Source organism: Amycolatopsis palatopharyngis (genome assembly GCF_003385185.1).
Classification (GTDB): Bacteria; Actinomycetota; Actinomycetes; order Mycobacteriales; family Pseudonocardiaceae; genus Amycolatopsis; species Amycolatopsis palatopharyngis.
On the sequence record NZ_PQHZ01000049.1, the window covers coordinates 1 to 17,259 of the forward strand.

Consider the following 17,259-nt stretch of genomic DNA (forward strand, 5'->3'; position numbering starts at 1 on the left):
GCGGGGTCTGGGGCGGCCGAGGCGGCTGCTGCGGCTGAGGCCTGCGGTGCGGACGGGTGGTGGCCCCGGACTCCGCCGAGGGTGTGCCCGGCTGGGGTTGCGGCTGGCGCACCCAGACCGTGGCGGGCTCGTCGTGAGTGACCTTTGGCACAGGCAGCTCATGAGTGGCGCCGGAGTCGCCCTGACGCCCGCCGTCCTGGCCGCCGGGAGCATCGCTGTCAGCCGAGGGCCAGGCAGGTCCCGCAGCCCGTTCGGCCTCGGTTCTACCGTCCTTCTCCGACACACACCCCTCCTCGCAGACCGTCCCCGCACTCCACCGACGGGGCCAAGCTCACACATGGTCATGGCGAACCGCGGCGGCGGTGTAGTCCACACTAGTGAGGGTCAAGTAAGCGAAACCGCCAGCCGCCCGGCCGCGGCGATAACAAGAAGATCAGCGAGGACGGCGTGGAGTTCGACGTCACGATCGAAATCCCCAAAGGGGAACGCAACAAGTACGAGGTGGACCACAAGACGGGGCGGATCAAACTCGACCGCACCCTGTTCACGGCCACGCAGTATCCCGCCGATTACGGGTTCATCGATGACACCCTCGGCCAGGACGGCGACCCGCTGGACGTGCTCGTCCTGGTGCAGGAGCCGACGTTCCCCGGCTGCCTGATCCGCTGCAGGGCCATCGGCATGTTCCGGATGACCGACGAGAAGGGCCCGGACGACAAGGTCCTCGCGGTCCCGTCGGACGACCCGCGGCTCGAGCACCTGCGCGACATCCACCACCTGAACGAGTTCCACAAGCTGGAGATCGAGCACTTCTTCCAGGTGTACAAGGACCTCGAACCCGCGAAGAGCGTCGAGGGTTCCAACTGGGTCGGTCGCGGGGAAGCGGAATCCGAGATCAAGCGCTCCTACGAGCGTGAGACCGAGCGTCTGGCGAAGGCCGCCGCCGAAACAGGCGACGTCACCGAGCACTGACCAGGTTCCGTCCGGCCACCCCGTCCACGATCAGCGTGAACGGGGTGGCCGGACGCGTTTCAGGGAAGAATCAGGCGGCGTAGCCGGGCATGGGAAAGCCTGCCAGCAGTTCGCGGATCTCGGCCGCGATCCGCGCAACGGCCTGCTCGTCCTCGGCGGCTGCCGCGGTGATCGTGCGATCGATCCACTCCGCGAGCTGCGGCTGGTGTTCCGGCCGCAACCCACGAGTGGTGATCGCGGACGTGCCGAGCCGGATACCCGAGGGGTCGAACGGCTTGCGCGGGTCGAACGGCACGGTGTTGTAGTTCAGCTCGATCCCGGCCCGGTCCAGCGCCTGGGCCGCGGGCTTGCCGCCGATCCCCTTCCCGGTCAGATCCACCAGCAGCAGGTGGTTGTCGGTACCGCCGGAGACCAGGTCGAAACCCCGCTCGATCATCGCCTCGGCCAGCGCCTTGGCGTTGGCGACGATGCCGTGGGCGTACTCGCGGAACTCCGGCTTCGCCGCCTCGGCGAGCGCCACCGCGATCGCCGCGGTCGTGTGGTTGTGGGGACCACCCTGCAGTCCGGGGAAGACCGCCTTGTCCACGGCCTTCGCATGGTCGGCATCGGAAAGGATCATCGCGCCGCGCGGTCCGCGCAGGGTCTTGTGCGTGGTGGTGGTGATCACTGGGGCGTACCCGGCCGGTGAAGGGTGCGCGCCACCGGCGACCAGCCCGGCGATGTGGGCGATGTCGGCCACCAGCACCGCACCGACCTCGCTGGCGATCTCGGCGAAGGCGGGGAAGTCGATCGTGCGTGGAATGGCGGTACCACCCGCGAAGATCAGTTTCGGCCGGTGCCGCAGTGCGAGCTCCCGCACCTGTTCCAGGTCGAGCCTGCCGGTGTCCTTGCGCACGCCGTAGCGCACCGGCGTGAACCACTTGCCGGTCGCGGACACGCTCCAGCCGTGCGTCAGGTGCCCGCCGTCGGGCAGCGCCATGCCGAGAATCGGGTCGCCGGGCTTGGCGAAGGCAAGATAGGCCGCGAGGTTGGCTGGCGAGCCCGAGTAGGGCTGCACGTTGGCGTGCTCGACCCCGAACAGGGACTTCGCCCGCTCGATGGCCAGGTTCTCCACCTGGTCGACGAACTGCTGGCCCTCGTAGTAGCGCTTGCCTGCGTAGCCCTCCGAGTACTTGTTCGTCAGCACCGTGCCGGTGGCCTCGAGCACCGCCTGGGAGACGTAGTTCTCGGAGGCGATCAGCCGGATCTTGTCGTGCTGGCGCCGGGCCTCGTCCTCGACGAGTCCGGCGATCTCCGGATCGGCGTTGGAGAGGGCGGAAATGGCTGGCTGGTGAGTCATGCTGCTGCTCCTGGACAGACGTGACCACGGCACTGCCGTAAGACACCCAGGCGCGCGGTGCCGGCCATGTCGTCGCTCCCCGGTGGTGCTCCACCTCGATGGCGCCAGTCGCTACTGCGGGGCCGAGCTTACTGCGTTCTACCGGCCATGCGGACGATTCGCGTCACACCATCCGCGCGTCTCATCATGCGGCCGGCCGCGGCGAGCAGGGCGTCGACTCAGCCTGGCCGGATCAGTCCGCCGTGTCCTCGACGGGTTCGATGCCACGCGCATGCCTGCGCGCGAGCTCCTGGTAGATCGCGGCGTTGTGCTCGACCCACACACGTGCGGAGTCGGTCAGCGGAACGTGCTTCTTGGCCGGGCTGCCCATAGCGATCATCTCCGGCGGCACCACCGAGTTCGGGGTCACCGTGGCTCCGGCGGCCACCAGGGCGCGGGCGCCGATGTCCGCCTTGTCGAGCACGGTGGAGCCGTTGCCGATCAGCGCCTGCTCACCGACCGTGCAGTCGTGCACCAGGCACTGGTGCCCGACGGTGACGTTGCGGCCGATCTCGCATACGCCGTCGTTGACGTGCACCACCGAGTTGTCCTGGATGTTCGCACCGGCGCGGATGACGATCCGGCCGAAGTCGGCGCGGATCACGGCGCCGTACCAGACCGAGGCGCCCTCCTCGACGGTCACGTCGCCGATCAGTGTCGCGGTGGGGGCGATCCAGGCGTCCGGGTGCACGGTGGGGCTGACGCCCTCGAAGGAAAACAGCGGCATGGCGACACCTTAAGGCTTGCCTGCCTCCGGTCGGGCTAACGATGGTGCGCGAGCACCTCGTGCGCGGCTTCGGCACCACGGGCGGGCTCGACGTGGACGACGGCGGCGGTCAGCCTCGGCACAGCGTGCAGGAGCCGGTGCTCCACCTCGTGCGCGAGGCTGTGTGCCTGCAGGACGGTCAGCTCGGCGTCCACGGAGACCGCGAGTTCGGCGCGCAGGCTGTGCCCGATCCAGCGCATCCGTACCTGGTTCGCGTGCAGCACGCCCGGCACCTCGGCCGCCGCATGTTCCACGCGCTCCACCGTTTCCGGGTCGACGGCGTCCATCAGGCGGCGGAACACCTCCCTGGCGGCGTCGCGGAGCACGAACAGGATCGCCACGGTGATGAGCAGCCCGATGATCGGGTCTGCCTGCGGAAAGCCCAACCCGACGCCCAGCGCACCGAGTACGACGGCGAGGGAGGTGAAACCGTCGGTCCTGGCGTGCAGCCCGTCTGCGACGAGCGCGGCCGAGCCGATCTGCCTGCCGACGGTGATGCGGTAGCGCGCCACCAGCTCATTGCCCGCGAATCCGATCACCCCGGCCGCCGCGACGATCCAGAGGTGCTGCACGGGTCGCGGTTCGATCAGCCGCTGCACAGCCTCGTAGCCCGCGAGCGCGGCCGAGGCGGCGATGAGCAGGACCACTACGACACCGGCGAGGTCCTCGGCGCGCCCGAGTCCGTAGGTGTAGCGCCGACTCGCTGCCCGCCTGCCGAGCAGGAACGCGATCCCCAGTGGAAGGGCGGTCAGCGCGTCGGCGAAGTTGTGGATGGTGTCACCCAGCAGCGCGACGGAGCCGGTGAGGGATACCACGACGAGCTGCGCCAGCGCGGTGACGAGCAGCGCGACGAAGGACAGGACCAGCGTGCGCATTCCCCGCTTACTGGCCTCCAGCGCGGTGTCCACGCGCTCGGAGCTGTCGTGGCTGTGCGGGGTCAGCAGGTGCTTGAGCCGATCCAGCCACGTCGACCGGCCGTTGTGTGCATGACCATGCCCATGTGCGTGAGCATGACCGTGCCCATGTTCGTGTTCGTGATCGTGGCCCTGCCCGGGTTGCCGCGCCATCGTTATTCTCGCCCTTTGGTCGCACCGTATCGTCCCTGCAGGATGTCCTGCTCGAGAGGAATATGCAACCATGTGCGCGCACAAGCACACTTCACTGGACGAGCGCAGTGACCCGCCACTCGCGGAGCAACTCGCGGTGGCCGCCGAAGTCCTCGGCCACCTGGCCGACCCGACCCGGCTGCACCTGCTGCACATGCTCACCGAGGGCGAGCAGGACGTGAGCACATTGACCGCGAGTGGCAACGCGTCCCGCTCCTCGGTCTCCCAGCACCTGGGACGCCTTCGCCTTGCCGGCCTCGTCCAGTCGCGCCGGGACGGGCGGCGAATGCTCTATCGGATCACCAGCGATCACCTCGAAGCATTGGTCGAGGAGGCGCTCGGTTTCGCCTACCACGCGGTTGCCGACGTGCCGCACCATCGCCGCGGCGCGCAGGAAAAAACCACCCCTGCCTGAACCGGCTCGCCGGCAGCTTGCCGACCCTGTCTTCAGTCCGTCCGGTTTTCCGGGGTACCGGCGACGATCTCGGCACGCAACTGGTTGAGCAACTGCCGTGCCGCGACCGCGCCGACCTTGTCGCGGCGCGCCAGCTCCAGCGTGAGCGCGTGCGCGAACAGCAGGTCGACCAGGTTTTCGCTGACCATGGTGGCGGTCGCCTGCGGAGCGTTGAGCACAACGTCGACCGCGTCACGCAACTCCTCCCCCAGTGCCTGCGTCACCAAGATCACCGAGGCGCCGGCCTTGCGTGCGTGTGCGACGAGGACGTCGATTTCGTGGAAACGGCGCAGCGGCGCGTATATGAGCACCGTGTCGCCACGGCCGATACTCATCAGCGAATCCGCCATTCTGAAACCGGTCTGCGTGACGGCATGGGCACGTCGCTGGAGTCTTGACAGCGCGAGCGCCTGGTACTCGGCGACCAGGCCGGCCGGGCCGAACCCGTACAGCCACACTTTCTCCGCGCCGTCGAGCAGATCCACCGCCTGCTGCCAGGACCGCTCGTCCAGTTCGTCCGGAACGCGCTCGAGCAACGTCGCCGCGTCGGCGAGCACCTGGTCAAGCACCCGGCCGAGCGCGGTTTCGGAACGAGCGAGCCGCCCCTCCAAGACGCGCACCGGATCCCGTGGATCGGCGATCTCGGCCATCAACACCCTCTTCAACTCGCGCAGCCCCGAGTAGCCGAGCGATCTGGCGGTGCGCACCACGGTCGCATCGCTGGTGCCGGTGGCCGCGGCGATTTCGGAAGTGGACGCGAGCACCGCCTTTTCGGGTTGCTCCAGCAGGTACTCGGCCACGGCGCGTTCCTGCGGCTTGAGTCGTGGCGCGGCGCCCGCGACCCGGTCAGCGAAATCCTCAGTCATCTATGAAATTTCCACTTCATGATTGTGATCAGTATGGAGCTGTGGCTACAGTACGTCCGATCCGAGAGCTGTGGAGGTTGTATGAAGTACAGGTTTGTCGTCGTCGGAGGCGGAGTGTACGGCTGTGCGCTCGCCTGGCACCTGGCACGACGGGGCGAAAAAGTCGTGGTGCTTGAGGCAGCCGAGATCGCTTCCGGTTCGTCCGGCGGAATCGGGCAGCGCGGCGTGCGGGCCAACCGCAGGGCAGCAGCGGAGTTGCCGCTGATGCGGTTGGCCTACCCGCTCTGGGAAAGGCTGGCTGACGACCTCGGCGCCGATATCGGCTACGAGCGGACCGGAGGGCTCAACCTGGTCGAACAGGATGTCACTGGGACCACGGGCGGTCTGGCGAGCCTGCGGGCCCGTACCTGGCACCAGCGTGAACACGGCATCCCCACCGAGGTACTCGACCACGAACAGGTCCGCGAGTACGAACCTGGCGTGGCTGACGCGGTTCGCGCCGCGCTGTGGTGCCCGCTGGACGGTACCGCCGACCACACCGCGACAACCCGGGCTTTTGCCGCTGCTGCCATGGCGGCCGGCGCCGTGATCAGAGAACACACCGAAGTGACGCGGCTGGTCAGGGAGGGCGGACGGGTATCCGCGGTGGAGCTTGCCGACGGCGAGCGGATCGACGTGGGCGAGGCCGTCGTACTACTGAACAACACCGGCGTCGCCGACCTGGCCGCCGGACTCGACGTGCCGCTGCCGTTGTGGTGGCTGGTTCCTCAGGTACTCACCGTGAAGGCGGCCGGGCCGGTGTGCCGGCACCTCATCGGCCACGACCACCGGGTGCTCTCGATGAAACCGCTGGACGGCTCGGTCATGATCTCCGGCGGCTGGCGCGGCCGCTGGAACCCGGACACCCAACGCGGCGAGCCGATTCAGGACAACGTCGACCGCAACATCGCAGAGGCACGGGCCGTGTTCCCCGCGCTTGCCGACACCATCGTGGATCGGGTCGACACCAGCAGTGCCGAAACATGCAGCGTGGACGCACTGCCCATAGTGGACCTACTGCCGACCGCCGGCAACGTCCTCATCGGCACCGGCTGGTCGGGGCACGGCTTCGCGATCGCCCCTGCCGTCGCGACGCTGCTCGCCGACTGGTTGACCGGTCACCCTCGACCGGATGCCCTCCTGCCGTTCAGGTACAGCCGATTCCGCACTCCTGCGGTGCGGTCGAGGAGTCACGATGTTTCCCACTGAGACAGTCGACAACGTCGAAACCCTGCTGTTCGCGGTCGTCGTACTGGGCATCCTGCTGCTCGCCGGCACGCTGATCAGGATCGTCGCCCGGCCAATTCGGCGGCTGTTCCTGCCTGCGGCTCTGATCGGCGGCGCGGTCGGCCTGGCGTTCGGCCCGTATGGCGCCGGACTGTTCCCCGAGTCGCTGATCGAGACCTGGTCCGGCCTGCCGGGCGTACTCGCGACGATCGTGTTCGCGCCAATGCTGATGGGGGTACGGATTCCCAAGGTGCGCGAGACGTACCGGATGATCGTCCCGCAGTTGCTGTTCGGCTACATGGGCGCTTTCCTCATGATCGGGGTGCCACTTGTCGTCTCGGCGCTCGTTCTCATGCCACTGTGGGACGTCGACCGGATGTTCGGCACGCTGGTGGATGTCGGCTGGCCAGGCGGTCACGGCACGGCAGGCGCGATGGCTGAGGTGTACCAGGAGCACGGCTGGAGCGCCGGTGTCTCCCTCGGTCTCACCTCGGCCACGGTCGGGCTGGTCTTCGGCATCACCGTCGGCATGGCGCTGGTGAACTGGGGGGTGAGCCGCGGCCACGTCACCGCATTCGGTCCCGCCTCGGAGACAGCGGATGACAGGAGCAGCGACATCCTGCCGGAGTCGCGGCGCACACCGATCGGGCGCACCGCGTTCAACAAGGACCTGGTCGACTCGCTCACCTTCCACGTGACGTTGGTAGCAGTCGCCGTGCTGATCGGCTGGGTGTTGCAGTACTTCATCGAACTCGTCGTGCCTGGCATGCCGCTGTTCCCGCTCGCCATGATCGGCGGCGGCATCGTGCAAGCCGTGATCGGCCGAACGCCGCTTCGTGGCACCGTGGACGCGGCGAGCCTGCGCACAATCCAGGCGGTAGCGCTGGACCTGCTGATCGTCTCGGCCGTCGCCTCGATCCACCTGCCGCTGGTCATCGACAACGCAGGAGCACTCGCCGTGCTCATGGTGCTGGCAGCGGGGCTGGCGATCGGCTTCTTCTTCCTGGCAGGGCCACGACTGTTCCAGCAGAACTGGTTCGAGCAGGCAATCGTCAACTTCGGCAGCCTCACTGGAGTCTCCTCAGTCGGCCTGATGCTGCTGCGCACGGTCGACCCCGACCTGTCCACGATCACCGGAAAGGCGTATGCGCTGAGCAAGCCATTCCGTAGCCCATTCATCGGGGGCGGGCTGATCACGGCGCTGGTGCCGATCCTGGCCTTCACCCGAGGACCATTGCTCACGGGCGCGATATTCATCGCCCTGTTCCTGATTCTCCTCCTCGCCGCCCGGCTACTCGGCTTCTGGCGCAAACCGGCCAAAGCAGCTCGAGTAGCCAGTTCGGTTTAGCCGGCAACATTCTTCAGCCCACGGCGGGAGCGGTGGCGTTCTGGTTCCACTCGCAACGAACAACGGATCAGACCCCCTTTTTCCGGGTTTCGGAGAGGGGTCTGACCCATGCCCGGCCGATTCCGCGTTTCCGCCCAGACCGGAGTGGTCCACGGAAGAAACGGAACACACTGTTACCTCGCGGTCACGTCCCGGTGCCCGCCTTCGGCTCTCCCCTCCTGAACTGCCCACGTGCGCACACCGCTGGGCGACTCGCGGGACGGAGGCCGACCGCGAAGTCCACAAGGTAAACCTATGTCAGTCGCAGGATTAGGGGGCCTTGTCCTGCGACAAACTGGCTCTTAGCGTCAGGTCATGTGATTCAGCACATCGGCCCCGCCGACCTCGGCGGCCAGCCATCGCTCATATGGTCCGCGATGGACAGACCGGCCATACAGCGCGACCCCACGTCGTCGAGCGCATCTCACCAGGCGCTGTGACTAGGCACAGAACGGCTAGGGAAGAAATGAACGAGACAACCGACTCCACGTCCGCTTCAGTGCCGGAACAGGAACGTATCGAGTCACGTTCCATCGACTGGGTCCCGCTGTCGGAGCGCAGTGGCAAACCTTGGTCACTGGCTTCGTTGTGGTTCATGGCCAATGCGAATGTCACCACGTTGGCCACCGGGATGCTGGGCGCGGCGGTCGGCGCGACGTTCTTGACCTCCGCCCTCGCGATCTTGTCCGGTGTAGCGGTCGGAACGATTTTCACCGCCTTTCACTCCGCCCAGGGGCCGCAACTCGGGTTACCGCAGATGATTCAATCGCGGGCGCAGTTCGGTTATCGAGGCGTCATACTCGTTTGTGCCATCGTGGTCTTCAGCCTCGTGGGCTTCAACATGTTCAATCAGATGCTCGGGGCCGACGTGCTCGCGATGACGACCGGAGTCGAGAACGATTGGATTTGGTACGCGCTACAGAGCGTACTCGCGGTGACGCTCGCGATTTTCGGCTACCATTGGATCCATACGACGCAAAAGTGGCTCATGCTGCTGTTCCTGGTTACGTTCGGCGTATTCAGCGTTATGGCACTTTTCGTGGTTCCCCTTGACTCCGCACAGTACGGATTCGGCGACTTCAGTTGGCCCGCGTTTCTGATCCAGTTCGGAGCGGCAGCAGCCTATGGGCTGGGATGGGCCCCATACGTTTCCGATTATTCGCGTTACCTGCCGCCTCAGACCAGTGCGACCAAAGCCACGGCCTACACATACGGGGGCGTCTTCGTGGGCGGCTCCTGGCTCATGTTGCTTGGCGCCTTCATAGCGGCGGCGCTGACCGGAACGGCGCCTCTTGAAGGCGTGCGTGACTTGGCGAATCAGGTGGTTCCGGGCAGCGGATCGTGGCTCTTGATCGCCGCTCTTCCGGGACTGATCAGCGTGATCACGGTGAACATCTACGCCGCCGCGATGGAGTTGATCACCATAGCCGACTCGATCCGCCCGGTGACTCCCACAAGAGGCATCCGAATACTGGCCTGCGTGGTGGTCGGAGCAGCAGCATTCATCGGGAACATGCTGAGCACCGGATCCTTCCTCGACAGTTTCGGCGCGTTCCTGGTGATCCTGCTCTACATCCTCGTCCCGTGGACGTCTGTCAATCTCGTTGACTACTACTTCGTGCGGCGCGGTACCTACGCGATCCGCGAAATCTTCGACCGCAACGGCATCTATGGCACCTGGGGGACACGGGGACTCATCGCCTACTTCATCGGAATCGTCGCGATGATCCCCTTCGCCATGACGAGTTGGTACACGGGGCCGATCGCCGAGGCGTTGGGAGGCGTGGATCTGGCCCTCTTCGTCGGGCTTGCGGCGTCGGGGGTGAGCTACCTCGTGCTTGCCCGAGGCATCGACCTTGACCATGAGTGGCGGTTGTCCGACGAGCACAGGCGGCTTTACGGAGAGCATGCTGTGGCTTTCGGTGCGCCGCAGGCAGATACCCAGCTCGACGAGGCCAACTTCCGGCCGTGAGTGTCGTGAGTGCCGTCAGTGCCGTCAAAGGCAGCAGGTACGAGATCGGCGGCTGATCCTCGCGAGCACGAATCAGGCCCCCTCTCCGGAGTCCGGAAAGGGGGCCTGACCTGTGAGCCGCCTAGGGGAATCGAACCCCTGACCTGTTCATTACGAGTGAACCGCTCTGGCCGACTGAGCTAAGGCGGCAAGGGCGCGGGCGACCGACCGTAGGCACAGCCACCCTGTCCTTCTGACACAACAGTGTAGCGGGGCGCGTCCAACGTCACCTTCCGCCCCCACCCTCGTTAGGCTGCTATGACCCCGGTCTCACTGTGACCGGCCCCGCTCTCGCCTGGAGGACCCTGCCAATGCGTGGACGTCTACCCCGCACGCTGGCTCTGCCGGTCACGGTCGCCCTGCTCGTCCTGTCCGCCGCGCCCGCACTAGCGCAGGACAGCACCATCCCGACAACGCCCACTCCCGAGCCGGCGAACCCCGGTCAGCCGCCGATCTCGTCGCCGCCGGCGGGACAGCCGCTGGGCAAAGCGGTCGGCGATGCCGGCACCGCGCTCGGCATACTGCGGCTGCTCCCCAACGCGGTACCGACCAGCGCGATCCTGCCCGGCCTCGAGGAGGAACTGCCGAAGCAGTCGGCGTTCGAGGGCGGGCTCGGGCTGTCGAGTGCGCAGGCCAACTCCGAGGCCTACCTGGCCTATGAACGCTCGATCGCACAGTCCTCGCCGTTCGGGGTCTCGGTGGCAGGCAACGCGCCGCAGGCGCCCGGCTCCCTGGTGCAGACCGCACTGCCGGACAACCCGGAGCCGGTCAAGGGCGGGCTCCACGGCCCGGAGAACCCGCTGCTCAACGTCGGCCTGCTGAACGGCACCGCGCATGCGCGCTGGAGCGAGACGCTTGGCCCGTGCGTCGGCACCATCGCGGACTCCACCACCTCGCTCGCGAGCCTTTCACTGCTCAACGTCATCCCGTCGATGCCCGACGCCTCCCAGTTGACCGACGCCGCAGCGCCACTGAAGGAAGGCCTTGAGCAGCTACCCGGACCGCTGGCCAGCCTGGGCGGGCTGCTCGATCCCCCGGGAGAAGAAGCCGACGCGGACGGCACAGGTTCGGTGCTGAGCCTGCCGAACACGATGTCCTCACGGTCCACGGTCCGGCTGGTCGACATGGAGGGCACCGACCGCAAGGCCGTGCAATCGGTCTCCACCATGCAGGCCGCCGACATCAACGTCCTCAAGGGCACACCGCTCGGGCTCAACATCAAGGTGGCGAGCCAGCCGACACTGACCGTGACCTCGACCGGCGACAAGGACACCTCCTCGGTCGAGTACAGCGCCCCGGTGCTGACCGTTGAGCGGGGCGGTGAGGAACTGTTCACCCTCGACGCGGCGAACCCGACCAAGGACGTGCCGATCGGGATCCCGCTGCCCGAACTGGGCAAGGTTCCCGGCTACGAGAACTTCGAGAAGATCCCGGTGATCGGTGGCCTGGTCAAAACGGCCTCCGACGGGATGAAGCCGTTGAACGACGCCGCGAAGGGTTTCGTGCTGGACCTCGGAGTGCTGCGGCTGTCCATCGCCGGGCTGGACGAGAAGGGGATGGACATGACCACCCCCTTCAAGGGTTATCAGCTCGGCGCCTCCGCCCGGATGCTCGACCTGCAGATCCTGCCGACGAAGCTACTCAAGGACTCCCTGCCGGACGACGCCGCGGAGAACCTGCCGTCGTCGCTCGCACAGCTCTCCCTCGGTGAGCAGGTCGCCCGGGCCTACGCCCCCGAGGGCGGTGTGGAATGCGGCACCACGGCTCCGCCTGCGCCGCCCGCAGGCGGCGAGCAGCCGGGGGTTCCGGACAAGCTCGCGCAGACCAGCGCCGCCTACTCCTCGGTGCCGATGTTCTGGACCGGAACCGCGATGCTGCTCGCCGGTGTCGTGCTGGTGGCCGCACTTCCCGGTCGCCGCAGGGCTGGCACGGTCGCCGAGGCGACCCCGGCCAAGCCCTCACCCCACCCCCGCGACTGACCCGTGACGGCGGCACTTTCCCGGGAAAGTGCCGCCACACGGTGCGGTGGTGAGGCGCCGCGCTCAGCCCTGACGCAGGGTGGTCACCATCGCTTCGACCGCGATTCGGGGCTTGACGTTCAGGCCGATGGCCTCCCGGCACTCCAGGACCGCCTCCAGCCTGCGCAGGGTGGACTCCGCCGACCATTCCGCAGCGGCCTTCGCGCTCTGCTCGGCGTGATCGGGGTGGATGAGCCTGGCACCGGAGCGACTGCTGGTCACCAGCACATCCCGGTAAAAGGCGGCCAGATCCACCAGCGCGAGATCCAGAGTGTCGCGCTGGGTCCGGGTGGCCCTGGACTTCTGCTTCTTCTCCAGCTGTCGCACGGCGGCATCCGCGGACCGCTTCGCGGACGCGACGCCCTTGCCGGTTCCGCCCGAACCCATCGCCGTGCGAACCGCTTCCTGCTCGTTCTCGTCGCGGGCCTTGCTCTCCTCGGAAGCGTCCACCTCCGCCGTCTTGATCAGCTCGTCCGCACTGGCGAACACGTCCGAGGGCCTGCGCAGGCCGAGCGGAATCCGTAGTACCGCGGCACGGCGCAGGCGCGCGTTCTCGTCGGTCGCCAGTCGCCGCGCCCGCCCCACATGCCCGCCACATACCGACGCCGCCCATTCGGCGCGGTCGGCCGGAACGCCGTCACGTTCGGCGAGTACCCGCGCGATCGCATCTGGCGGCGGAGTCCGTAGCGTCACCAGCCTGCAGCGCGAGCGGATCGTCACCGAGACGTCCTCAGGGTGGTCCGACGGCGCACAGAGCAGGAAGACCGTCCGTGCCGGAGGTTCCTCCACCGCCTTGAGCAGCGCGTTCGCGGCCCCCTCGGTCAGCCGGTCGGCATCTTCGATGATCACGACCTGCCAGCGGCCTGTACTCGGCCTGCGAGCGGCGGACTGTACGAGCGAACGCATCTCGGCGACCGAGATCGACAACCCCTCCGGAACCACGAGGCGTACGTCCGCATGCGTTCCCGACAACGCGGTACGACACCCTGGACACTGCCCGCAGCCCGTACCGATCATGCACTGCAGCGCCGCGGCGAAGGTCCGGGCCGCGACCGAGCGGCCCGATCCCGGCGGCCCGGTGAGCAACCACGCATGGGTCATCGCGCCTGCCTCGACGGTGTCACCCGCGACCAGGCTCGCCGCCGATTCCGCCGCCGCCGACAGGACCTCGATCGCGGGCTCCTGTCCGACCAGTTGCGACCACACAGGTGCCGTCATCGCGCCTCCGACTTCGTCTCGGTCGATGTCTCCCCGTCCTGCTGGGCCGACCCGCCCTCGGACGCCGGCGCCAGTCCCGTGATCCTGCCGACGAGTACGGCCTGCACCGCGGTCCGGACTCGTTCCGACACCTCGTCGACAGTGCCTTCAGCATCCACGACCACATATCGGCCGGGGTCGGCCGCCGCCATCTCGGCGAGCACGTGCTGCACCTGCCACTGGTTGCCACCGGGTATCGGCTGATCCGGCACACCGTTGCCCGAGTCGGCGTCGAGCAGCACGGTCACGTCCGGGCGCAACCGGTTCGTCGCCCAGTCCGCGAGCCCTTCGAGCTCCTCGGCGTCCAGGCCAGCCACGGCGGACAGATGTGCGAGCGGAGAGTCCACGAAACGTTCCATGACGACGACGGAGCCGGCGTCCAGCGCGGGGCGCACATCGCGTTCCACAATATCCGCGCGCACAGCGGCCGCGGCCAGTGCCTGCGCCCGTGCGCCGGACAGCGAGGCACCGGAGACCAGTGCGGCAAGTCGTTTGTCGTCCAGGGCGGGATCGGCCGCCAGCACCACCCGGCGCGAGCCCTTGGAGAGCCAGTCGGCCAGTCGCGTTGCGTGCTCCGCGGTGTCGGTGGTCGTGGCTCCCTCGACCGCGATCAGCAGGCCGTTCACCCTGCGCGGGCGCCTCCGCAGGGCATTGCGCAGATCGGCCATGATCGGCTCGGTGCGCCTCGAGTCCATCTGCCGATAGGCGATGACGCCAACCAGGGCGGCCAGCAGGCCGGCCACGAGCAGTACCGGCCTGGTTCCGTCGATGATGATCGAGTTGCCCCACACCGGTACCCGGCGCGGCCGCACCAGCCCGATCAGCAACGGCACGGTAGCGGTCGTCCCGAAGATGATGATCTTCATCAACGACTGGTAGATCGCGTTGATCCGCCCTCGGATCGAGTCATCGACCTGGGACCCGATGATCGTCACCCCGGTGAGGAAGGCGCCGCCCGCACAGGCGCCGACGACCGACACCGCGATCAGTGCGATGGCCAGATGCGGCGCGAGCGCGACGATGATCAGTGCCAGCCCGGCGAGCACGATTCCGATACCGAACAACCGGTCGTGCGGCAGCCTGCGGGCCAGCTTGGGCGCTCCGGCCAGTCCCACCGCGGCACCGAGGAACACCGCCACGAACAACAGTCCGAAAGCGGCGTCGCCACCGCCCAGGCTCGACGAGTACGGCTTGGCCGAGCCGATGACCGCACCCCCCGCGGCGAACGCGCCAACCATGCCGATCAGCAGACCGCGGATCAACGGGGTCGTCCGGATGAAGCGTGCCCCGTCGCGCATCATGCTCACGAACCCAGGCGACTTGTCCTCATCGTCCTCGGCAGGCTTTTTCGGCTCAGGTGCCGCGGCGGGCACGGAGTGCACGCCACGCAGCGACAGTTCGGGAATCCGCGAGATCAGCAGTGCGCTGGCCAGGTAGAGCAGGCCGTTGAGGACCACGACGATCTTCGCGATGCCGAATTCGCCGAGCAGATCCGGCGGCAGGTTCAGGGTGGTCTGAATACCGGTGAGGACCGAGTAGAGCCCCGCGCCGGTGACCACCGCGAGGCCGTAGGTCATCACCATGCCGAGCTGGTTCGCCGTCTCCACCTGATCCGGGCGCCGCAGCAGGTTGGGCACCGCGGCGTCCTTCGACGGGATCCACATCATCGCGGCCGAACCGACCAGGAAGTTGCCGATGAACAACCACAACGGAGTGCCGACGAACGCGATGGACAGCAGCAGCCCGCAGCGCAACAGGTCGGCTGTGATCATCACCTTGCGCCGGTCCAGCCGGTCGGCGAGCAGTCCGCCGAGTGGGGCGAAGAGCAGGCCGGGAAGCAGGTTGGTGAGCACGACACCGGCGAACGCGAAGTTCTGTGCCATGTAGTTCTCGGTGAACTTTGTGACCAGTCCGGTCAGTGCCAGCAACGACAACCAGTCGGCGACACTGCACAGGTACGTGACGCCCCAGAGTCTGCGGAACGGCCGGATCGCAAGGACGCGCCGCACCCTGTGCACCGTGGACGTTTCCGATCCACCCGGCGCCCCGGATCCCGCGCTGCCGGAACCGCCAGCAGCCCCGACCGCGCCCATGGCGTCGTCCGCTCGACTTCCCTCGCTGATGCGCCCACCCCACAAAATCCGCACCCGTCGGTTCACCCGTCGGTGCGATCAGGGTATCCCGCTCTTTCACTCGAACAGCCGCAGGGCTCGGCCGTTGTATCGAATTCGGCAAACCTCCAGTGCACGTCACAAGTTCGGAGTTACCAGGCGGAGATACGTCGTTGCTGACCGTCAGGAACTAATCGAAGACTCCTGAAACGCTGCTGAACAAACTGGAGATCAGCTGAATTACCAAAATGCCGAACACCACAAGCAGAATGATCGCCAGCGCCACTCCGGCGGACCCGCTCGACGGCCTGCGCACGACCGGATCGGCCGACGCGGCTCGTTCAGCCGGCGGCCTGCCCTGTCTTGGCAGCAGTGCCTGACGCATCCGGTTGGGTTGTCCGGCTCCGCCCCGCTGCTGTTGTTGCAGCATGCCGAGCGGCGGCTGGGCCGCGGGTGCGCGCTGCGCGGCACCCGGACGTGCGCCTGTGGCGCCGGTGGGCACATCCTGTTCCTGGCTGAGAGCGGCGTCGACCATCCCCCGTACGACCTCGGGATCCGGTTCCACCGGCTCGGCGATCTCCACCTCGACGAAATCGTCCGGGGTGTAGTCGCGGATACCGGAACCGCTGCTGACTCCGGTGACCAGCCCGGCGAGCGGGTCGGGAAACGTGGGCGGCGGCGGTGGTGCCTGCGTACCGTCCGGACCGATCCGGCCGTGCGTTGCCACCGTCACCACTCCCTGTCACCACCTGCCCGGGCACTACCTGCTGTCTCCAGGGTAGTGGGCAACTCGGGGTCGTGCGGCCGGTCCGAGGGACGAACCAGGGCCGGTTTCGCGCTACGACCGCGCGTCCGTGCCTCTCGATCCGTAATGCCGCACCATCTGGATGATCCACTGCTCGGCCCTGGCGCGAGTAGCGGGCGCGAACCAGAACACCCAGTGGCCACTGGGGTCGATCGCCGTCGCAAGCAGGTAGCGGCCCAGGTCGTTGTCCAGTAGCCCCATCGAACCGTGTGGGTGCTCGGCGACGATCGTGTCCCGCACGGTCAGATCCACCAGCACCGTGCCGAGCCGGGGACGGTGTGCCGCCTCCCTGACCGAATCGAGCAGCGGGCCGTGGCGCCCCGGAATGACCCCGCGCTCGTCCGCATGGATCTCGATGACCTCACCGGGCCCGCCCGGCGGATCCGGCAGGTCGTCGAGTGCCCACTCGGCGAGGCCGGGCAGCGCACCCGCCCGTAGCGTGGCCTGCTCGCCGGACACGGTCAGTACGGCCGCGTTGTCCTCGTCGCCGAAGAAGCGGACCTCCAGCGGGTCCGCACGATCGGCGAAGACTCCGGTGACGACCCCGCGGATGAAGCCCCCGCGGAACGCGCGATACAGCCCGACCGCCTCCGGAGCCACGCTGCCGTCCTCGGCGACCAGCCCGAGTGCCGCCATACCGGCCACGAACCGCGTGTAGGCCTCCGCCTCGGCCACCAGGTCACCGCCATCAGGTGGCGGCCGCTCACCGAAGACCGCGGGCAGGCAGAAATGCGGATCCAGGTACTCCATCGGCGACGGCCGACGCGGCACGACCTGACTCAGCGGCGCGATGATCTCGTCGACGAGTTCGAAAACGGTCTGCGTTGAGTTGCTCACCCGCCCAGTGAACAACGAGGCACCG

14 protein-coding genes, 1 tRNA gene, 1 pseudogene and 1 riboswitch are annotated in these 17,259 nt (G+C 67.5%); of the genes and pseudogenes, 6 read left to right on the forward strand and 10 right to left on the reverse strand.

Translation table 11 applies throughout. The annotated features are described in order from the left end of the window. Window positions 1-283: pseudogene (locus D0C15_RS34305) on the reverse strand (hypothetical protein); the annotation flags it as partial. Between the two features lie 164 nt (window positions 284-447). Here D0C15_RS34305 and D0C15_RS27280 point away from each other — a divergent pair. Then, window positions 448-972, forward strand: a complete 525-nt coding sequence (locus tag D0C15_RS27280) for an inorganic diphosphatase (protein WP_116050986.1) — start codon at window positions 448-450, stop codon at window positions 970-972. 70 nt (window positions 973-1,042) lie between these two features. Here the strand turns inward: D0C15_RS27280 and D0C15_RS27285 are convergent, their stop codons facing one another. The 3 genes from D0C15_RS27285 to D0C15_RS27295 form a co-directional block, all read right to left on the reverse strand. Beyond that, on the reverse strand, window positions 1,043-2,311 hold the full coding sequence (locus D0C15_RS27285; protein WP_116050987.1) for a serine hydroxymethyltransferase: 1,269 nt from the start codon (window positions 2,309-2,311) through the stop codon (window positions 1,043-1,045). A 37-nt stretch (window positions 2,312-2,348) separates the two neighbouring features. Further along, a riboswitch (ZMP/ZTP riboswitch) is annotated at window positions 2,349-2,433 on the reverse strand. Between the two features lie 110 nt (window positions 2,434-2,543). Next, window positions 2,544-3,077 carry a gamma carbonic anhydrase family protein gene (locus D0C15_RS27290; protein WP_116050988.1) on the reverse strand — a complete coding sequence of 178 codons (534 nt, stop codon included), beginning with the start codon at window positions 3,075-3,077 and terminating at the stop codon, window positions 2,544-2,546. A gap of 35 nt (window positions 3,078-3,112) precedes the next feature. Further along, window positions 3,113-4,183: a cation diffusion facilitator family transporter gene (locus tag D0C15_RS27295; protein WP_116050989.1), complete on the reverse strand. Its 1,071-nt coding sequence runs from the start codon at window positions 4,181-4,183 to the stop codon at window positions 3,113-3,115. 70 nt (window positions 4,184-4,253) lie between these two features. Here D0C15_RS27295 and D0C15_RS27300 point away from each other — a divergent pair, with 70 nt between their 5' ends. Then, window positions 4,254-4,637: an ArsR/SmtB family transcription factor gene (locus tag D0C15_RS27300; RefSeq protein WP_116050990.1), complete on the forward strand. Its 384-nt coding sequence runs from the start codon at window positions 4,254-4,256 to the stop codon at window positions 4,635-4,637. Window positions 4,638-4,669: 32 nt separating this feature from the next. Here D0C15_RS27300 and D0C15_RS27305 read toward each other — a convergent pair whose 3' ends face one another. Then, on the reverse strand, window positions 4,670-5,542 hold the full coding sequence (locus D0C15_RS27305) for a MurR/RpiR family transcriptional regulator (RefSeq protein WP_116050991.1): 873 nt from the start codon (window positions 5,540-5,542) through the stop codon (window positions 4,670-4,672). Between the two features lie 81 nt (window positions 5,543-5,623). Here D0C15_RS27305 and D0C15_RS27310 point away from each other — a divergent pair, with 81 nt between their 5' ends. The 3 genes from D0C15_RS27310 (at window position 5,624) to D0C15_RS27320 (ending at window position 10,167) form a co-directional block, all read left to right on the forward strand. Further along, window positions 5,624-6,790 (forward strand): NAD(P)/FAD-dependent oxidoreductase, encoded by a 1,167-nt coding sequence (locus tag D0C15_RS27310; RefSeq protein WP_116050992.1) that lies wholly within the window; start codon window positions 5,624-5,626, stop codon window positions 6,788-6,790. After that, on the forward strand, window positions 6,777-8,156 hold the full coding sequence (locus D0C15_RS27315; protein WP_116050993.1) for a sodium/glutamate symporter: 1,380 nt from the start codon (window positions 6,777-6,779) through the stop codon (window positions 8,154-8,156). The genes D0C15_RS27310 and D0C15_RS27315 overlap by 14 nt, the downstream gene beginning before the upstream one ends. A 505-nt stretch (window positions 8,157-8,661) precedes the next feature. Continuing rightward, the gene (locus D0C15_RS27320; RefSeq protein WP_116050994.1) at window positions 8,662-10,167 is read left to right on the forward strand and encodes a purine-cytosine permease family protein; all 1,506 of its coding nucleotides are present in this window, start codon (window positions 8,662-8,664) and stop codon (window positions 10,165-10,167) included. Between the two features lie 115 nt (window positions 10,168-10,282). Here the strand turns inward: D0C15_RS27320 and D0C15_RS27325 are convergent. Further along, window positions 10,283-10,356, reverse strand: a tRNA-Thr gene (locus tag D0C15_RS27325). 161 nt (window positions 10,357-10,517) lie between these two features. Here D0C15_RS27325 and D0C15_RS27330 point away from each other — a divergent pair. Continuing rightward, window positions 10,518-12,185, forward strand: coding sequence for a hypothetical protein (locus D0C15_RS27330; RefSeq protein WP_116050995.1), 1,668 nt, complete (start codon window positions 10,518-10,520; stop codon window positions 12,183-12,185). A gap of 63 nt (window positions 12,186-12,248) precedes the next feature. Here D0C15_RS27330 and D0C15_RS27335 read toward each other — a convergent pair whose 3' ends face one another. From D0C15_RS27335 to D0C15_RS27350, 4 genes are all read right to left on the reverse strand, one after another. Further along, the gene (locus tag D0C15_RS27335; protein WP_116050996.1) at window positions 12,249-13,442 is read right to left on the reverse strand and encodes a DNA polymerase III subunit delta'; all 1,194 of its coding nucleotides are present in this window, start codon (window positions 13,440-13,442) and stop codon (window positions 12,249-12,251) included. Then, entirely contained in the window at window positions 13,439-15,574 is a 2,136-nt protein-coding gene (locus D0C15_RS27340) for a bifunctional MFS transporter/dTMP kinase (protein ID WP_116050997.1), read from the reverse strand. The genes D0C15_RS27335 and D0C15_RS27340 overlap by 4 nt, the downstream gene beginning before the upstream one ends. Window positions 15,575-15,782: 208 nt before the next feature. Next, window positions 15,783-16,319: a hypothetical protein gene (locus D0C15_RS27345; protein ID WP_162830271.1), complete on the reverse strand. Its 537-nt coding sequence runs from the start codon at window positions 16,317-16,319 to the stop codon at window positions 15,783-15,785. A 111-nt stretch (window positions 16,320-16,430) separates the two neighbouring features. Continuing rightward, the gene (locus tag D0C15_RS27350) at window positions 16,431-17,234 is read right to left on the reverse strand and encodes an ESX secretion-associated protein EspG (protein WP_116050999.1); all 804 of its coding nucleotides are present in this window, start codon (window positions 17,232-17,234) and stop codon (window positions 16,431-16,433) included. Window positions 17,235-17,259: the final 25 nt, after the last annotated feature.

Bases quoted from the DNA above. Each gene is read 5' to 3' on its own strand.
- D0C15_RS27285 (WP_116050987.1), bottom strand. From the start codon at position 2,311: ATGACTCACCAGCCAGCCATTTCCGCCCTCTCCAACGCCGATCCGGAG.
- D0C15_RS27290 (WP_116050988.1), bottom strand. From the start codon at position 3,077: ATGCCGCTGTTTTCCTTCGAGGGCGTCAGCCCCACCGTGCACCCGGAC.
- D0C15_RS27295 (WP_116050989.1), bottom strand. From the start codon at position 4,183: ATGGCGCGGCAACCCGGGCAGGGCCACGATCACGAACACGAACATGGG.
- D0C15_RS27300 (WP_116050990.1), top strand. From the start codon at position 4,254: ATGTGCGCGCACAAGCACACTTCACTGGACGAGCGCAGTGACCCGCCA.
- D0C15_RS27305 (WP_116050991.1), bottom strand. From the start codon at position 5,542: ATGACTGAGGATTTCGCTGACCGGGTCGCGGGCGCCGCGCCACGACTC.
- D0C15_RS27310 (WP_116050992.1), top strand. From the start codon at position 5,624: ATGAAGTACAGGTTTGTCGTCGTCGGAGGCGGAGTGTACGGCTGTGCG.
- D0C15_RS27315 (WP_116050993.1), top strand. From the start codon at position 6,777: ATGTTTCCCACTGAGACAGTCGACAACGTCGAAACCCTGCTGTTCGCG.
- D0C15_RS27320 (WP_116050994.1), top strand. From the start codon at position 8,662: ATGAACGAGACAACCGACTCCACGTCCGCTTCAGTGCCGGAACAGGAA.
- D0C15_RS27330 (WP_116050995.1), top strand. From the start codon at position 10,518: ATGCGTGGACGTCTACCCCGCACGCTGGCTCTGCCGGTCACGGTCGCC.
- D0C15_RS27335 (WP_116050996.1), bottom strand. From the start codon at position 13,442: ATGACGGCACCTGTGTGGTCGCAACTGGTCGGACAGGAGCCCGCGATC.
- D0C15_RS27340 (WP_116050997.1), bottom strand. From the start codon at position 15,574: ATGGGCGCGGTCGGGGCTGCTGGCGGTTCCGGCAGCGCGGGATCCGGG.